16 protein-coding genes and 1 pseudogene are annotated in these 16,821 nt (G+C 70.5%); 16 read left to right on the top strand and 1 reads right to left on the bottom strand.

Features of this window, described 5'->3' with window-relative positions; translation table 11 throughout:
- The first annotated feature begins 50 nt into the window (after positions 1-50).
- The 8 genes from lepB to P8A20_RS09850 all read left to right on the top strand — a co-directional run bounded on the left by lepB (position 51) and on the right by P8A20_RS09850 (position 6,708).
- The gene (gene lepB / locus P8A20_RS09885; protein WP_147959709.1) at positions 51-824 is read left to right on the top strand and encodes a signal peptidase I; all 774 of its coding nucleotides are present in this window, start codon (positions 51-53) and stop codon (positions 822-824) included.
- The gene (locus tag P8A20_RS09880; protein WP_147959710.1) at positions 814-1,302 is read left to right on the top strand and encodes an NUDIX hydrolase; all 489 of its coding nucleotides are present in this window, start codon (positions 814-816) and stop codon (positions 1,300-1,302) included. The genes lepB and P8A20_RS09880 overlap by 11 nt, the downstream gene beginning before the upstream one ends.
- A gap of 63 nt (positions 1,303-1,365) precedes the next feature.
- Positions 1,366-1,674 carry a DUF2469 domain-containing protein gene (locus P8A20_RS09875; RefSeq protein WP_003965949.1) on the top strand — a complete coding sequence of 103 codons (309 nt, stop codon included), beginning with the start codon at positions 1,366-1,368 and terminating at the stop codon, positions 1,672-1,674.
- Between the two features lie 132 nt (positions 1,675-1,806).
- Complete coding sequence (locus tag P8A20_RS09870) at positions 1,807-2,166, top strand: YraN family protein (protein WP_147959712.1); 360 nt, start codon at positions 1,807-1,809, stop codon at positions 2,164-2,166.
- A complete protein-coding gene (locus tag P8A20_RS09865) occupies positions 2,166-3,785 on the top strand; it encodes a YifB family Mg chelatase-like AAA ATPase (protein WP_147959713.1) in 1,620 nt (539 codons plus the stop codon). The genes P8A20_RS09870 and P8A20_RS09865 overlap by 1 nt, the downstream gene beginning before the upstream one ends.
- Positions 3,782-4,954: a DNA-processing protein DprA gene (gene dprA / locus P8A20_RS09860; RefSeq protein WP_306103354.1), complete on the top strand. Its 1,173-nt coding sequence runs from the start codon at positions 3,782-3,784 to the stop codon at positions 4,952-4,954. The genes P8A20_RS09865 and dprA overlap by 4 nt, the downstream gene beginning before the upstream one ends.
- A 262-nt stretch (positions 4,955-5,216) precedes the next feature.
- Positions 5,217-6,053, top strand: coding sequence for an RNA polymerase sigma factor WhiG (whiG, locus tag P8A20_RS09855; protein ID WP_147959715.1), 837 nt, complete (start codon positions 5,217-5,219; stop codon positions 6,051-6,053).
- Between the two features lie 97 nt (positions 6,054-6,150).
- Positions 6,151-6,708: a TetR/AcrR family transcriptional regulator gene (locus P8A20_RS09850; RefSeq protein ID WP_015578923.1), complete on the top strand. Its 558-nt coding sequence runs from the start codon at positions 6,151-6,153 to the stop codon at positions 6,706-6,708.
- A 158-nt stretch (positions 6,709-6,866) separates the two neighbouring features.
- Here P8A20_RS09850 and P8A20_RS38695 read toward each other — a convergent pair.
- Positions 6,867-7,259: pseudogene (locus P8A20_RS38695) on the bottom strand (peptidoglycan DD-metalloendopeptidase family protein); the annotation flags it as partial.
- 480 nt (positions 7,260-7,739) lie between these two features.
- Here P8A20_RS38695 and rpsB point away from each other — a divergent pair.
- From rpsB to P8A20_RS09805, 8 genes are all read left to right on the top strand, one after another.
- Positions 7,740-8,687 (top strand): 30S ribosomal protein S2, encoded by a 948-nt coding sequence (gene rpsB, locus P8A20_RS09840; RefSeq protein WP_306103353.1) that lies wholly within the window; start codon positions 7,740-7,742, stop codon positions 8,685-8,687.
- 101 nt (positions 8,688-8,788) lie between these two features.
- Positions 8,789-9,625 carry a translation elongation factor Ts gene (gene tsf, locus P8A20_RS09835; protein ID WP_147959717.1) on the top strand — a complete coding sequence of 279 codons (837 nt, stop codon included), beginning with the start codon at positions 8,789-8,791 and terminating at the stop codon, positions 9,623-9,625.
- 158 nt (positions 9,626-9,783) lie between these two features.
- On the top strand, positions 9,784-10,560 hold the full coding sequence (gene pyrH / locus P8A20_RS09830; protein WP_147959718.1) for a UMP kinase: 777 nt from the start codon (positions 9,784-9,786) through the stop codon (positions 10,558-10,560).
- Between the two features lie 115 nt (positions 10,561-10,675).
- Entirely contained in the window at positions 10,676-11,233 is a 558-nt protein-coding gene (gene frr / locus P8A20_RS09825; RefSeq protein WP_031100531.1) for a ribosome recycling factor, read from the top strand.
- Positions 11,233-12,318, top strand: coding sequence for a phosphatidate cytidylyltransferase (locus P8A20_RS09820; RefSeq protein ID WP_147959719.1), 1,086 nt, complete (start codon positions 11,233-11,235; stop codon positions 12,316-12,318). The genes frr and P8A20_RS09820 overlap by 1 nt, the downstream gene beginning before the upstream one ends.
- 373 nt (positions 12,319-12,691) lie before the next feature.
- Complete coding sequence (gene rlmN / locus P8A20_RS09815) at positions 12,692-13,798, top strand: dual-specificity RNA methyltransferase RlmN (protein WP_147959720.1); 1,107 nt, start codon at positions 12,692-12,694, stop codon at positions 13,796-13,798.
- Positions 13,799-14,066: 268 nt separating this feature from the next.
- Positions 14,067-15,161 (top strand): thiamine ABC transporter substrate-binding protein, encoded by a 1,095-nt coding sequence (locus P8A20_RS09810; protein WP_147959721.1) that lies wholly within the window; start codon positions 14,067-14,069, stop codon positions 15,159-15,161.
- A 29-nt stretch (positions 15,162-15,190) separates the two neighbouring features.
- Positions 15,191-16,819: an ABC transporter permease gene (locus P8A20_RS09805; protein ID WP_147959722.1), complete on the top strand. Its 1,629-nt coding sequence runs from the start codon at positions 15,191-15,193 to the stop codon at positions 16,817-16,819.
- The last annotated feature ends 2 nt before the right edge of the window (positions 16,820-16,821 follow it).

Raw genomic sequence — 16,821 nt, 5'->3', positions numbered from 1 at the left:
GGTGCCGACTCGGATCAGCGATTGTCGATCTCCGATGGGGGAGCGCTGGGATGAGTGGATCAGGACGTCATGACGGCCGCGGCCGGCTCGGCAACACGTTGTCGAACCTGGCCGTGGCCGTCGGCTGTGTGCTCTTCCTCGGCGGCTTCGCCTGGGGAGCGGTGGTGTACAAGCCGTACACCGTGCCGACCGACTCGATGACGCCGACGGTGAACGCCGGCGACCGGGTCCTCGCGGAGCGGGTGGACGGCGGCGACGTACGTCGCGGGGACGTCGTCGTCTTCACCGACTCGACGTGGGGCGACGTGCCCATGGTGAAGCGGGTCGTCGGTGTGGGCGGCGACAAGGTCGCCTGTTGCGACAAGGACGGCCGGCTCACGGTGAACGGCGAGCCCGTCGAAGAACCGTATCTGCACGCGAAGGGCGCCTCGTCGCTCATCGGTACGGACGACAAGGCCCCCGCCTCTCCGCAGGACTTCACGGCCGATGTCCCCGAGGGCCGCATCTTCGTCCTCGGTGACGAGCGCAGCACCTCCATGGACTCCCGTGTCCATCTCCAGGATCCGGGGCAGGGCACGGTGCCGCGGAGCGCCGTCGAGGCACGCGTGGACGCCGTGGCCTGGCCCATGAACGGAATGATCGGACGGCCCGCGGCCTTCGCCGCCCTCCCCGGTGGTGTGTCGTCCGAGGGCCCGTTGCCGCTGCAGGTCGGTGCCCTTCTGGTGGGTGTGGTGCTCATCCTGGGCGGCGCGGCCCACGGACCGCTCTCGGCCCGCTCCGCGCGGAAGGCCGAGCGGCCGAAGGCGTCCGCCGGTGCCCACTGAGACACGCAGGGTTGCCCGCGTGGTGCTGCTGGACCCGGACGACCGGATCCTGCTCCTGCACGGCTTCGAGCCCGAGGACCCGGCCGAGAGCTGGTGGTTCACGCCGGGCGGCGGCCTGGAGGGTGATGAGACCCGGGAACAGGCCGCTCTGCGGGAACTCGCCGAGGAAACGGGGATCACGGACGTCTCCCTCGGCCCACTGCTGTGGACGAGGATCTGCTCCTTCCCGTTCGACGGACGGCGCTGGGACCAGGACGAGTGGTACTTCCTTGCCCGTACCTCTCAGACGGCCACCGACCAGAAAGGCCTCACCGAGCTGGAGCTGCGCAGTGTCGCCGGTCTGAGGTGGTGGACTTCCGCCGAACTTCTGGCCACGCGTGAGACGGTGTACCCGACCAGGCTCGCCGGGCTGCTGCGCACGCTGCTCGACGAGGGTCCCCCCGGTGTTCCGCTGGTTCTCGCCCCCGAAATCGTCTAATCGGCCAGGGGTGCGCAGGGCTGACGCACAATAGGGGGACGCACGGCTGAAGGGGAACATGCCATGAGTGCCGAGGACCTCGAGAAGTACGAGACCGAGATGGAGCTGAAGCTCTACCGGGAGTACCGCGACGTCGTCGGTCTGTTCAAATATGTGATCGAGACCGAGCGGCGCTTCTACCTCACCAATGACTACGAGATGCAGGTGCATTCGGTCCAGGGTGAGGTTTTTTTCGAGGTTTCCATGGCGGACGCGTGGGTTTGGGACATGTACAGGCCCGCCCGGTTCGTCAAGCAGGTGAGGGTACTGACGTTCAAGGACGTGAATATCGAGGAGCTCAACAAGAGTGACCTCGAGCTCCCGGGCGGCTGATCCCGGCAGGACCTCCCGGCGTCCCGGTTCACTCGTCCGAGTGGCCGGGATTTCCACATTCACCCGGTTTTCCACCAAGATCCAATAGGTCGGGCGGATCGCGGCAGAGTCGGTGCCGGAGGTGGTGCCGACATGAACGCACGGGGCGCACTCGGGCGGTACGGCGAGGATCTGGCCGCGCGGCTGCTGGCTGAGGCCGGCATGACCGTGCTGGAGCGCAACTGGCGCTGTCGCGCGGGAGAGATCGACATCGTCGCCAGGGACGGCGACGCGGTGGTCGTGTGTGAGGTGAAGGCCCGCAGGGAGGGCTCCTTCGAACACCCGATGCAGGCCGTCACACCCGTGAAGGCCGACCGGTTGCGCAGGCTGGCCGCCATCTGGCTCGACCGTCACGGCGGGCCGCCGCCGGGCGGTGCGCGGATCGATCTGGTCGGGGTCCTGGTGCCCCGGCGGGGCGCTCCGGTCGTGGAACACGTGCGGGGCGTGGCCTGATGGGGTTCGCGCGGGCGTGTTCGGTGGCCCTGGTGGGCGTCGAGGGCGTGGTGGTGGAGGTCCAGGCCGACCTGGAGCCGGGTGTGGCGGCGTTCACGCTCGTGGGCCTCCCGGACAAGAGCCTGGTGGAGAGCCGGGACCGGGTCAGGGCGGCGGTCGTGAATTCCGGGGCCGAGTGGCCGCAGAAGAAGCTCACTGTGGGGTTGTCCCCCGCCTCTGTGCCGAAGTCGGGTTCGGGTTTCGATCTCGCCGTGGCGTGCGCCGTCCTCGGGGCGGCCGAGAGGATCGATCCCGCCGCCATCGCCGATGTGGTGATGATCGGGGAACTGGGCCTCGACGGCGGGGTGCGCCCGGTGCGTGGGGTGCTGCCCGCCGTACTCGCGGCGGCGGAGGCCGGGTACCGGCACGTCGTCGTTCCGGAGCAGACCGCGGGGGAGGCCGCCCTGGTCCCGGGCATCTCCGTGCTCGGCGTGCGGAGCCTGCGTCAGCTGATCGCCGTCCTCGGCGACGAACCCGTGCCCGACGAGCCGGACCCAGGCCGCGGACGTCCCGACACGATGCTCGCCGGACTGATGGTGCCCGGCGCGGGCCTCGGCACGGGACTGGCCGTACAGGCCGACGGCACGTCGCACCGTCCCGACCTCGCCGAGGTCGCCGGCCAGGGCCGGGCGCGCAAGGCCCTGGAGGTGGCGGCTGCGGGCGGACACCACCTGCTGCTGTCCGGGCCGCCCGGGGCGGGGAAGACCATGCTGGCGGAGCGGCTCACGGCGATCCTGCCGCCGCTGTCCCGGCAGGAGTCCCTCGAAGTGACCGCGGTGCACTCCGTCGCGGGCATCCTCCCGCCGGGCGAACCCCTGGTCGGGACGGCGCCGTACTGCGCGCCGCACCACTCGGCGACGATGCAGTCGCTCGTCGGCGGGGGGAACGGCCTGCCGAGACCGGGAGCGGTGTCGCTCGCCCACCGGGGCGTCCTCTTCCTGGACGAGGCACCCGAGTTCTCCGTACGGGCCCTGGACGCGCTGCGCCAGCCCCTGGAGTCCGGGCACGTGGTGGTCGCACGGGCGGCCGGTGTCGTCCGGCTCCCGGCGCGCTTCCTGATGATCCTGGCGGCGAACCCCTGCCCCTGCGGCAGGCACACACTGGCCGGCGCGGGGTGCGAGTGCCCGCCGTCGGCGGTGCGCCGTTACCAGGCGCGGCTGTCGGGCCCTCTGCTGGACCGGGTGGACCTGCGGGTCGAGGTCGAGCCGGTCGGCAGGGCGGACCTCATGGGGAGCGGCGGGCGCGGGGAGTCCTCGGCCGAAGTGGCGGCGAGGGTCCGGGAGGCCAGGGAGCGGGCCGCGGAGAGGCTCGCGGGCACGCCCTGGACCACCAACAGCGAAGTACCCGGACACGAACTGCGTACGAGGCTGGTCGCGGCGCCCGGCGCCCTGATGGCGGCGGAGCGGGACATGGAGCGGGGTGTCCTCACGGCCCGCGGCCTGGACCGGGTCCTGCGCGTGGCGTGGACCGTGGCGGACCTGAGGGGGGCCGACCGCCCGGACGCCACGGACGTCGCGGTGGCACTGGAGCTGCGCACGGGCATCCAGCGAGGGGTCCCGATGCGGGCCGGTGCCCGGTGAACGCCCAGCCGGCCGACGGCGAGCGGGAGAGGCTGGCACGCGCCGCGCTGACCAGGGTGTTCGAACCGGGGGACGAGCGTGGCGGCCGTTGGATCCGCGAGGCCGGCCCCGCCGAACTGATAGGGCGTCTCACCGGCCCGGACGGACCGGCGCGGGCGCTGGAGGGGATGACGGCGACCCGGCTCGCGGGATACCGGCTGCGGGCGGCGAGCGCCGATCCCGGGAGGGATCTGGCGGCGGTGGCCGCTGTCGGCGGGCGGTTCGTCTGCCCCGGTGACCAGGAGTGGCCGAGCCAGCTCGACGACCTGGGTGACGCACGGCCCATCGGCCTCTGGGTGCGAGGACGGTCCGACCTGCGCCTCTGGGCGCTGCGCTCGGTCGCCCTGGTCGGCGCGCGGGCCTGCACCCCCTACGGGGCGCACATGGCGGGAACCCTCGCCGCCGGGCTGGCCGAGCGTGGCTGGGTGGTCGTCTCCGGTGCGGCGTACGGGGTGGACGGCGCCGCACATCGCGGGGCGCTGGCAGCCGGAGGCGCGACCATGGCGGTGCTGGCCTGCGGGGTGGACGTGGCCTACCCCCGGGGGCACGCCGAGCTCATCGGGCGCATCGTCGAACAGGGTGTGGTGATGGGCGAGCTGCCACCCTCCGACCATCCGACACGCACCAGGTTCATCCTGCGGAACCGGGTGATCGCGGCCCTGACAAGAGGCACCGTGGTGGTGGAGGCCGAATACCGCAGCGGTTCGCTGGTCACCGCACGGAACGCACAGCGGTTGGGCCGTTTCACGATGGGGGTTCCGGGCCCAGCCACGAGCGGACTCTCGGCCGGGGTCCACGAACTCCTGCGCGGAGAGGGGGTCCTGGTCACCGACGCCGCCGAAATCGCCGAGCTCGTCGGGGAGATCGGCGAACTCGCCCCGGCCAGGAGCGGCCGTGTCCTGCCCAGGGACGTCCTGGACGCCGTCTCCGCGCAGGTGCTGGACGCGCTCCCGTGGGCGGGTGTGACGGGCAGCCGTGACGTGGCCCGGAGCGCCGGGGTGTCGGCGGACGAAGCCCTCGGGCGGTTGTACGAACTGCACTCACTGGGGTTCGTCGAACGCGAGGGCGACGGCTGGCGGTTGACGCCCGGACGCACACGCAATGGGGACGCGCGGCGAGGCGGTACTTGACCCGGAGCATTCGGGTGAAAAGGTGATCCCGGTGAGCTCGGCAGCACCCGATCAGGCCTTCGGGGGCGGTGCGAGCGGCAGTGAATTCCGTTGCCGCCCCTGCCACGGAGACAGGAGAACGACGGCGGATCCGTACCGTAATCGCACCGCACGGTTCCCCAGTCCTTCGCGCACCGCAACGCCTCAGTCACGCTACGCTCACAAGGAATCCGCCCCAGAGACACGTCCCAGCACTTCACATCAGAACGGCTCAAGGCACCACATGCCCCAGCACACCTCCGGGTCTGACCGCGCGGCAGTACCACCGGCTGCGCGTGGCACTGTGCGCCCGCCCGCCCCTTCCTCGCTCGACGAGTTGTGGCGTTCGTACAAGACCACCGGCGACGGGCGGCTGCGGGAGCAGCTGATCCTGCACTACTCGCCCCTGGTGAAGTACGTCGCCGGCCGGGTCAGCGTGGGGCTGCCGTCCAACGTGGAACAGGCGGACTTCGTCTCGTCAGGTGTCTTCGGGCTGATCGACGCCATCGAGAAGTTCGACATCGAGCGGGCCATCAAGTTCGAGACCTACGCGATCACCAGGATCCGCGGCGCGATGATCGACGAACTCCGGGCGCTGGACTGGATCCCCAGGTCCGTGCGGCAGAAGGCGCGCAACGTCGAGCGGGCCTACGCCACGCTCGAGGCGCAGCTCCGGCGTACGCCCTCGGAAGCCGAAGTCGCCTCGGAGATGGGCGTCGCGCTGGAGGAACTCCACGCTGTTTTCAGCCAGTTGTCGCTCGCCAACGTGGTGGCGCTGGAGGAGCTGCTGCATGTCGGCGGTGAGGGTGGCGACAGGCTGAGCCTGATGGACACCCTCGAGGACACCGCAGCCGACAATCCGGTCGAGGTCGCCGAGGACCGCGAGCTCAGACGGCTGCTGGCCCGCGCGATCAACACGCTCCCCGAGCGGGAGAAGACCGTGGTCACGCTCTACTACTACGAGGGCCTCACCCTCGCCGAGATCGGCAACGTCCTCGGCGTGACCGAGAGCAGGGTCAGCCAGATCCACACCAAGTCGGTGCTCCAGCTCCGCGCGAAACTCGCCGACGCCGGACGCTGAGCCGGACCTGCTTCGGCCACCCGGCTAGGGACGCGGACCCCCTTTCGAACCGGGTCCGCCGTAGAGTGGGCGGGTGCCCAGGATTCGAGCGGCCTCCGTGGCCGAGCACCGGACCATGCAGCGCGGCGCCCTCCTGGACGCCGCGCGCTCCCTCCTGTCCGAGGGCGGTACGGAGGCGCTGACCTTCCCCGCCCTCGCCGAGCGCACCGGCCTCGCGAGGTCCTCCGTCTACGAGTACTTCCGTTCCCGTGCCGCCGTGGTCGAGGAGCTCTGCGCCGTCGACTTCCCCGTCTGGGCCGCGGAGGTCGAGAACGCGATGGAGCGGGCCGGTACGCCCGAGGACAAGATCGAGGCCTATGTGCGCCGGCAGCTCGACCTGGTCGGGGACCGGCGGCACCGCGCGGTCGTGGCCATCTCCGCGAGCGAGCTGGACGCGGGTGCGCGGGAGAAGATCCGTGCCGCGCACGGCGGACTGATCGCCATGATCGTCGAGGCCCTCGCCGACCTGGGCCACACCGAGCCGAGGCTCGCGGCCATGCTGCTGCAGGGCTCGGTGGACGCCGCGGTGCGCAGGATCGAGCTGGGCGCGGCGGAGGAACCGGGCATTGTCGCGGACACGGCCGTGGCCATGGTCCTGCGCGGCGTACGGGGCTGAGCGGGACCCGGGGCGCCCTGCCCCGGAAGCGGTACGCCGAAGACCGGCAGGAGCCGGGAGGGACCCCGCCGCAGCAGTGACGGGGGCAGCAGGGAGAGCGGATCGAGGTAGACCTCCCCGCGCCGCAGGCCCCAGTGCAGGCAGCCCGTGGAGCAGTGCGAAGGCTCCGGCCCGACCGCACCCACCACCTGCCCAGCGACCACCTGGTCGCCCTCGGCGACCAGCGGCCGTACCGGCTCGTACGTGAAGCGGAGCGGCGGCTCCCCGCTTCCGGCCACGCCGACGGACACCACACCCCGCCCCGCGACCGGCCCCGCGAAGGCGACCCTGCCCGGGGCCGCCGCCAGTACCGGGGTGCCCGGCGGGGCGGCGAGATCGACTCCGCGGTGGCCCGGCCCGTACGGACCGGCCGGCGGCTCCCAGCCCCGTACGACAAGGGGCCTGCCCCGGCCCCCGATCGGCCAGGCCCGGTCGGCCACCGGCGTGACCTGCTCGGATGCCCGCGCCGATGCCGACGCGGCGGTCGGCACCGCTGATACCGCCGACGACATCGCCGCCCCCGCCGGCTCCGACACCCGTCCCGGATCCTCGGCCCCGGCGGAGACCGGCAGCGGCAGGGCCGTGAGCAGCCCGGCCAGCAGCGCGGCCGCAAGAGGGAGCAAGCGCGGCGCGGGGCGGCCTCCGGACGTGGGAGGCGTCGCCGGGCGGGCGCCGACGGGCAGGCCGGAGGTCTTTCCAGGTGAGCGGCACATGAGGGAAACGGTCTCCCGGGAACGGGTTCCGCGGGGGATCACGGCCCGGATCTGTGGACGACCGGGCGGTTGTGGACATCGCCGTCACCCGGCACCCGGCGGGTCCCGTACACTTCTTCTGGCGATCCGGGTCACCGGGTCGACTTCGCACGCCCCGCCACCTCCCTCTCAGCGGACGGTGGCCGCGCTCCTCGGTCCCTTGTGGCACGGCGCGTAGGGGCGTCAGGCGCGACAGCAATCCTGCGGTCGCGGCAACCGAGAAACTCAAGGAGTACGGCCATGGCCGTCGTCACGATGCGGGAGCTGCTGGAAAGCGGCGTCCACTTCGGTCACCAGACCCGTCGCTGGAACCCGAAGATGAAGCGCTTCATCTTCACCGAGCGCAACGGCATCTACATCATCGACCTGCTCCAGTCGCTGTCGTACATCGACCGCGCCTACGAGTTCGTCAAGGAGACCGTCGCCCACGGCGGCTCCATCATGTTCGTGGGTACGAAGAAGCAGGCCCAGGAGGCCATCGCCGAGCAGGCGACGCGCGTCGGCATGCCGTACGTCAACCAGCGTTGGCTCGGTGGCATGCTCACCAACTTCTCCACCGTCTACAAGCGCCTTCAGCGTCTGAAGGAGCTCGAGCTCATCGACTTCGAGGACGTGGCCGCCTCCGGCCTCACCAAGAAGGAGCTCCTGGTCCTCTCCCGCGAGAAGGCCAAGCTGGAGAAGACCCTCGGTGGTATCCGCGAGATGCAGAAGGTGCCGAGCGCCGTCTGGATCGTCGACACCAAGAAGGAGCACATCGCCGTCGGTGAGGCGCGCAAGCTCCACATCCCGGTCGTCGCGATCCTCGACACCAACTGCGACCCCGACGAGGTCGACTACAAGATTCCGGGCAACGACGACGCGATCCGCTCCGTCACCCTGCTCACCCGCGTGATCGCCGACGCCGTCGCCGAGGGCCTCATCGCCCGCTCCGGTGCCGCCACCGGTGACTCGAAGCCGGGCGAGAAGGCCGCCGGCGAGCCCCTCGCCGAGTGGGAGCGCGACCTGCTCGCGGGCGACAAGAAGGCTGACGCCGAGGGCACGGACGAGGTCCAGTCCTCCGCCGAGACCGAGAAGGCCGCCGACGCCGAGCCGGCCGCCGCCGCTGCCGAGCAGGCCGAGGCCGAGACCGCTGCCGAGCAGGTCGAGACCGCTGCCGAGGCTCCGGCCGCGGACGCCGAGCAGGCCTGACACCCGTCAGTCACGGCTGAATGACGGCGGGGGCCGGTGCACTGGCACCGCCCCCGCCGTTGACCCGTAGATCTTTCAGACTTCGAGAGAGAAACAGACTCATGGCGAACTACACCGCCGCTGACGTCAAGAAGCTCCGCGAGCTCACCGGCGCCGGCATGATGGACTGCAAGAAGGCGCTCGACGAGGCCGACGGCAACGTCGACGGCGCTGTCGAGGCGCTCCGCATCAAGGGTCAGAAGGGCGTCGCCAAGCGCGAGGGCCGTTCCGCCGAGAACGGTGCCGTCGTCTCCCTCGTCTCCGAGGACAAGACGTCCGGCGTCCTCGTCGAGCTGAAGTGCGAGACGGACTTCGTCGCCAAGGGCGACAAGTTCCAGGCCGTCGCCAACACGCTCGCCGCGCACGTCGCCGCGACCTCCCCGGCCGACATCGAGGCGCTCCTCGCCTCGGAGATCGAGCCGGGCAAGACCGTTCAGGCATTCGTGGACGAGGCCAACGCCAACCTCGGCGAGAAGATCGTCCTGGACCGCTTCGCGCAGTTCGACGGCGCGTTCGTCTCCGTCTACATGCACCGCACGATGCCCGACCTGCCGCCGCAGATCGGTGTCATGGTCGAGCTGGACAAGGCCGACGCCGAGCTGGCCAAGGGCCTCGCGCAGCACATCGCCGCCTTCGCCCCGAAGTACCTGTCCCGCGAGGACGTCCCCGCCGAGGTCGTCGAGGCCGAGCGCCGCGTCGCCGAGGAGACCACCCGCGCCGAGGGCAAGCCCGAAGCCGCGCTCCCGAAGATCGTCGAGGGTCGCGTCAACGGCTTCTTCAAGGAGGCCACCCTCCTCGGCCAGCCCTACGCGCTGGACAGCAAGAAGTCCGTCCAGAAGGTCCTGGACGAGGCCGGTGTCGCCCTGAAGCGCTTCGCGCGTATCAAGGTCGGCATCTGAGTCCGTCCGCGAACAACGGTGGACCCGATAGGGTCTAGTGCAGTCGACGGCCGCACTCATGCCGGACGACCGCAGATCTGACGAGGAGGCCATTGCCGCTGAGGGACACCAGACCCACCGGCAATGGCCTTCTTCGTATGTGCACGAGGAGAATTTCCATGGACAAGGGCGCGGACGCCACCCAGGCCGACGACAAGCGCGACGACGGCAAGATTTCCGGACGCTTCATGCTGAAGCTGTCCGGTGAGGCATTCGCCGGCGGCGGCGGCCTCGGCGTCGACCCCGACGTCGTGCACGCCATCGCCCGCGAGATCGCGGCCGTCGTACGTGACGGCGCCGAGATCGCGGTGGTCATCGGAGGAGGCAACTTCTTCCGTGGTGCCGAGCTCCAGCAGCGCGGTATGGACCGGGCCCGGTCCGACTACATGGGCATGCTCGGCACGGTCATGAACTGCCTGGCGCTCCAGGACTTCCTGGAGAAGGAGGGCATCGACTCGCGCGTCCAGACCGCCATCACCATGGGCCAGGTCGCCGAGCCGTACATCCCCCTCCGTGCCGTGCGGCACCTGGAGAAGGGGCGCGTCGTCATCTTCGGCGCCGGCATGGGCATGCCGTACTTCTCCACCGACACCACCGCCGCCCAGCGCGCTCTGGAGATCGACGCCGAGGCGCTGCTGATGGGGAAGAACGGCGTGGACGGGGTCTACGACGCCGACCCGCGGACCAACCCCGGAGCGGTGAAGTTCGACGCCCTGGAGTACGGCGAGGTGATCGCCCGTGACCTCAAGATCGCCGATGCCACCGCGATCACCCTCTGCCGTGACAACCAGCTCCCCATCCTCGTCTTCGAGCTGACCACGGAGGGCAATATCGCCCGCGCGGTCAAGGGTGAGAAGATCGGCACGCTGGTGAGCGACCGGAGCACCCGGGCCTGACGGCCCACAAGATGGACAACGGCCTGCCGGTCGGACACCGTGCAGGTGAGGACGCGACGCAGGATCCGCAGGACCCGACGATGCCGGGTCCGCTCAAGACACGCAGGAGCACGTGGTGATCGAAGAAATCCTCCTCGAGGCCGAGGAGAAGATGGAGAAGGCCGTCGTGGTCGCGAAAGAGGACTTCGCCGCGATCCGTACCGGCCGTGCGCACCCGGCGATGTTCAACAAGATCGTCGCCGACTACTACGGCGCGCTGACCCCGATCAACCAGCTGGCCTCGTTCTCGGTCCCCGAGCCGCGGATGGCCGTGGTGACCCCGTTCGACAAGACCGCGCTGCGCAACATCGAGCAGGCGATCCGTGACTCCGACCTCGGCGTCAACCCGAGCAACGACGGCAACATCATCCGTGTGACGTTCCCCGAGCTCACTCAGGACCGCCGCAAGGAGTACATCAAGGTCGCCAAGACCAAGGCCGAGGACTCCAAGATCTCGATCCGCTCCATCCGCCGCAAGGCCAAGGAGTCGCTCGACAAGCTCGTCAAGGACAAGGAGTCCGGCGAGGACGAGGTCCGCCGCGCGGAGAAGGAGCTCGACGACACCACCGCGAAGTACGTCGCGCAGGTGGACGAGCTGCTCAAGCACAAGGAAGCCGAGCTGCTCGAAGTCTGATGAACGACTCTTCCTGGGGCGCCCCGCAGGGAGCCGGTTACCGGAGCACGCCCGAGATGGGGGCCCCTCCGGCGGGTCCTGCCTACGATGTGCACGCCGCCCAGCAGACTCGGCCCATGCCCATCGTGCCGGACGTTCCCGACGCAGGTAGAGACGCTGACGACCGCGACGACCGGGACAGGGAAGCCGCGCGCGTCAGCGGCCCCCTGTTCCGTGACGAGAAGCCGCAGGAGCCCATGTCGACCCCGCTGCCGTCCCCGCCGCAGAAGAAGCGCGCGGGGCGTGACCTCCGCGCCGCCATAGGCGTCGGTGTCGGCCTCGGCGCTCTCGTCGTCGGCTCCCTCTTCATCGTGAAGGCCGTCTTCGTCGGCGTGGTCGTGGCGGCGGTGGTGGTCGGTCTCTGGGAGCTCACCTCCCGTCTCAAGGAGCGCAAGGGCATCAACGCCCCCCTCGTGCCGCTCGCCGTCGGCGGCGCCGCGATGGTGGTGGCCGGCTACGTGCGGGAGGCGGAGGGCGCCTGGGTCGCCATGGCGCTCACGGCACTCGCGGTGCTCGTGTGGCGCATGACGGAGCCCCCCGAGGGCTACCTCAAGGACGTCACGGCCGGCGTCTTCGCGGTGTTCTACGTCCCGTTCCTGGCCACGTTCGTCGCGATGATGCTCACCGCGGACGACGGTGCGTGGAGGGTGCTGACCTTCCTGCTGCTGACCGTGGTCAGCGACACCGGTGCGTACGCCGTCGGCTGGCGCTTCGGCACGCACAAGCTGGCACCGCGTATCAGTCCCGGGAAGACCCGTGAGGGTCTCCTCGGCGCGGTCGGCTTCGCGATGGTGGCCGGCGCCCTGTGCATGGAGTTCCTGATCGACGGCGGTAGCTGGTGGCAGGGGCTGCTGATGGGTCTCGCCGTCGCCGCCAGCGCCACGCTGGGGGACCTGGGCGAGTCCATGATCAAGCGGGACCTCGGGATCAAGGACATGGGCACGCTGCTGCCCGGTCACGGCGGCATCATGGACCGGCTCGACTCGCTCCTGCCGAGCGCGCCGGTCGTGTGGCTGCTGCTGGTGCTGTTCGTCGGATCCGGCTGACGGCCGGACCGTCGTCGACGTGTGTGGGGGCCGTCGCCCGGGGCGACGGCCCCCACCGCTGTGTCCGAGGAGAACGGCCCGGAGCGCTCCTCGGCACTGAATCGCCCCGCAACGCCGGAGAACCGGCCGCGCGGCCGGTACGGACCCGCGCGGGATCGTCGAGCTCGGCCGTCGGACCCGGCACCGCCACACGCGCGTGGCGTTGCAGGGCCAGGGCTGACGCGGCGGGCTGTCCGACAGTGCGATCGGTCACGGCACGGGCCGTCCCCGGGCCGCGAAAGGCCCGTCCTCGGTGACCCTGCGGGCTCTCCCGTCCTGCCCTGTCCGCGGGCGGCCCTGAGTACCACGGCGTGTCTGCGACACTGGAGGAACCATGCCTAAGCCCGGAGAACTCACTTTCGTCGCGCCCCGTGGAGCCAAGCGGCCGCCGCGGCACCTCGCCGACCTCACCCCCGACGAGCGCAAGGAAGCAGTCGCCGCGACAGGCGAGAAGCCCTTCCGCGCCAAGCAGCTGTCGCAGCACTACTTCACGCGCTACGCGCACGACCCGTCGGAGTGGACCAACATCCCGGCCGCCTCGCGCGACAAGCTGGCCGAGGCGATGTTCCCCGACCTCATGTCGGTCATGCGCCACATCAGCTGCGACGACGACACCACCCGCAAGACGCTGTGGAAGCTGCACGACGGCACTCTCGTCGAGTCCGTCCTCATGCGGTATCCGGACCGGGTGACCATGTGTATCTCGTCCCAGGCGGGCTGCGGCATGAACTGCCCGTTCTGCGCGACCGGGCAGGCCGGTCTCGACCGCAACCTGTCGACCGCCGAGATCGTGCACCAGATCGTGGACGGCATGCGGGCGCTGCGCGACGGTGAGGTCCCGGGCGGGCCGGCACGGCTGTCCAACATCGTCTTCATGGGCATGGGCGAGCCGCTGGCCAACTACAAGCGCGTGGTCGGGGCGATCCGGCGGCTGACGGACCCGGAGCCGGACGGCCTGGGGCTCTCGCAGCGCGGGATCACCGTGTCCACCGTGGGCCTGGTTCCCGCGATGCTGCGCTTCGCCGACGAGGGCTTCAAGTGCCGCCTCGCGGTCTCCCTGCACGCCCCGGACGACGAGCTGCGCGACACCCTCGTGCCCGTGAACACCCGCTGGAAGGTCCGCGAGGTCCTGGACGCCGCCTGGGAGTACGCCGAGAAGTCGGGCCGCCGCATCTCCATCGAGTACGCGCTGATCCGTGACATCAACGACCAGGCGTGGCGGGGCGACCGGCTGGGCCGACTCCTCAAGGGCAAGCGGGTGCACGTCAACCTCATCCCGCTGAACCCGACCCCGGGCTCCAAGTGGACCGCCTCGCGGCCCGAGGACGAGAAGGCGTTCGTCGAGGCCATCGCGGCCCACGGCGTGCCGGTCACCGTCCGGGACACCCGTGGCCAGGAGATCGACGGGGCATGCGGGCAGCTGGCGGCCTCCGAGCGCTGAGACGGGGTTGCCACGGGCGGGCACGATCCGGCCGGTCCGGCATGATCCGGCCGGTGTAGCCTGGCCCGGAAACAACTTCATATTCCGACAGGGGAGCGCCACAGCGCTGAGAGTGCGGCACCGAGGACAGGTCGGCCGCAGACCCTCTGAACCTCGCCCGGGTCATTCCGGGTAGGAAGTTCGGACCTTACTCAAGCTGTTGCGCCCTGCCCGCTCGCCGAGCGGGTGGGGCCGCGTCTCTTCCTGGTCATCTCCAGGAGGAATCACGATGAAGACCACCACGAAGTACGCGGCGACCGCGCTCGCCGCCGCGCTCGGTGTCACCGCGCTCGCAGGCTGCGGGGGCTCCGACGACCAGAATTCCGACAGCACGGGGGCCGGGTCGAAGACCGTCACCCTGGTCAGTCACGACTCCTTCAACGCGTCGGACGCCGTCCTGAAGGCGTTCACGAAGGAGACCGGCTACAAGGTCAAGGTCCTCAAGAGCGGTGACGCCGGAGCGGCGCTCAACCAGGAGATCCTGACCAAGGGATCTCCGCGGGGCGACGTGTTCTTCGGTGCCGACAACACCCTGCTCTCCCGTGCCCTCGACAACGGCCTGTTCACGCCGTACGAGGCGAAGGGCCTGGACCGCGTCGCGGCCGACACCCAGCTCGACGCCGACCAGCACCGGGTCACGCCCGTCGACACGGGTGACATCTGTGTCAACTACGACAAGAAGTACTTCGCGGACAGGAAGCTCGACCCGCCGAAGACCTTCGACGACCTGCTGAAGCCCGCCTACAAGAACCTCCTCGTCACCGAGAACGCCGCGACGTCGTCTCCCGGCCTCGGCTTCCTCCTCGGCACGGTCGCCGCCCACGGCGAGACCGGTTACCAGGACTACTGGAAGAAGCTGAAGGACAACGGCGTCAAGGTCGTCGACGGCTGGGAGCAGGCGTACAACGACGAGTTCTCCGGCTCCGCCGGCGGCAGGAAGGCCGAGGCCGACCGTCCGCTCGTCGTCTCCTACGCCTCCAGCCCGCCCGTCGAGGTGCTCTACGCCGACCCGCGGCCCACCGAGGCCCCGACCGGTGTGGCCACCGGAACCTGCTTCCGCCAGATCGAGTTCGCCGGTCTGCTGGACGGCGCGAAGAACGAGGCGGGCGGCAAGGCGCTGCTGGACTTCCTGATCAGCAAGCAGTTCCAGGAGGACATGCCGCTGAACATGTTCGTGAACCCGGTGGTGAAGGACGCGAAGCTGCCGGAGCTGTTCACGAAGTTCGGTGCGACGGTCGACAGGCCGGCCACCGTGGCCCCGGAGAAGATCGCCAAGAACCGTGAGCAGTGGGTCCAGTCGTGGTCCTCGCTCGTCGTGAAGTAGCCGCGCGGCCCCCGCGCGGGGGGAACGCGATGCGGCTCGGTCTCATGGCCGTGCCCGTCGCGTTCTTCGCGCTGTTCTTCGCCTACCCGGTCGCCGCGATCGTCGGCCGCGGGCTCAAGGCGGACGGCGTCTGGCAGTTCGGCCGGATCGGCACGGTGCTGAGCCGGCCGGACATCCTCGACGTCCTCCGGTTCACGACCTGGCAGGCCCTCGCCTCGACCGCGCTCACCCTCCTGATCGCGCTGCCCGGCGCCTATGTCTTCGCCCGCTTCGACTTCCCCGGCAAGCAGCTGCTGAGGGCCGTGGTGACCGTGCCCTTCGTCCTGCCGACCGTCGTGGTGGGCACGGCGTTCCTCGCACTGCTGGGACGTGGTGGGTTCCTCGACCAGCTCTGGGGCGTACGTCTGGACACCACGGTGTGGGCGATCCTGCTCGCCCATGTGTTCTTCAACTACGCGGTCGTCGTACGGACGGTGGGCGGACTCTGGGCCCAGCTGGACCCCCGGCAGGAGGAGGCCGCGCGGGTGCTCGGCGCCGGACGCCTCGCCGCGTGGCGGCGTGTGACGCTGCCCGCGCTGGCCCCCGCCGTCGCCGCCGCGGCGCTCATGGTCTTCCTCTTCACCTTCACCTCCTTCGGGGTCGTCCAGATCCTCGGCGGTCCGGGCTACTCCACGCTGGAGGTGGAGATCTACCGGCAGACCGCCCAGCTCCTCGATCTGCCGACAGCCGCAGTGCTGACCCTGGTGCAGTTCGCCGCGGTCGGCGGGATCCTCGCCGTCCACGCGTGGACCGTACGGCGCCGGGAGACCGCCCTGAGGCTCGTCGATCCGGCGCAGACCTCCCGGCCGCCCCGTGGAGCCGGTCAGCGGGCACTGCTGGGCGGCGTGCTGCTGACCGTGCTGCTGCTCGTCCTGCTGCCGCTCGGCGTCCTCGTGGAACGCTCCCTGGACACCTCCGGCGGGTACGGGTTCGACTTCTACCGCGCGCTGCAGTCCGCCGACGCGAACGGCTCGACGTTCCTCGTGCCGCCGCTCGACGCCATCGGGAACTCCCTGCGCTACGCGCTGGTCGCCACCCTCATCGCCCTCGTGATCGGCGGGCTCGCGGCCGCCGCGCTGACCAGGCGGGCCGGACGGCTCGTACGCGGCTTCGACGCCCTGCTGATGCTGCCGCTCGGGGTGTCGGCGGTCACCGTCGGCTTCGGCTTCCTGATCACCCTGGACGAGCCGCCGCTCGATCTGCGTACGTCCTGGATCCTCGTGCCGCTCGCCCAGGCTCTGGTGGGCGTCCCCTTCGTCGTGCGGACCATGCTGCCCGTCCTGCGAGCCGTCGACCACAGGTTGCGGGAGGCGGCGGCGGTGCTCGGCGCCTCGCCGCTGCGGGCCTGGCGCGAGGTGGACCTGCCGCTGGTGCGGCGGGCGGTGCTGGTGGCCGCCGGGTTCGCCTTCGCCGTGTCGCTCGGGGAGTTCGGCGCGACCGTGTTCATCGCACGCCCGGACAACCCCACGCTGCCGGTCGCCGTCGCCAGACTGCTGGGGCGTTCCGGGGAGCTCAACTACGGCCAGGCGATGGCCCTCAGCACGATCCTGATGCTCGTCTGCGCGGTGTCGCTGCTGCTGCTCGAACGTATCCGCACCGACCGATCCGGGGAGTTCTAGAG

Source organism: Streptomyces sp. Alt3 (genome assembly GCF_030719215.1).
GTDB lineage: Bacteria > Actinomycetota > Actinomycetes > Streptomycetales > Streptomycetaceae > Streptomyces > Streptomyces glycanivorans.
Note: the sequence above shows the minus strand (reverse complement) of the source record. Positions and strands in the feature narration are given on the sequence as shown.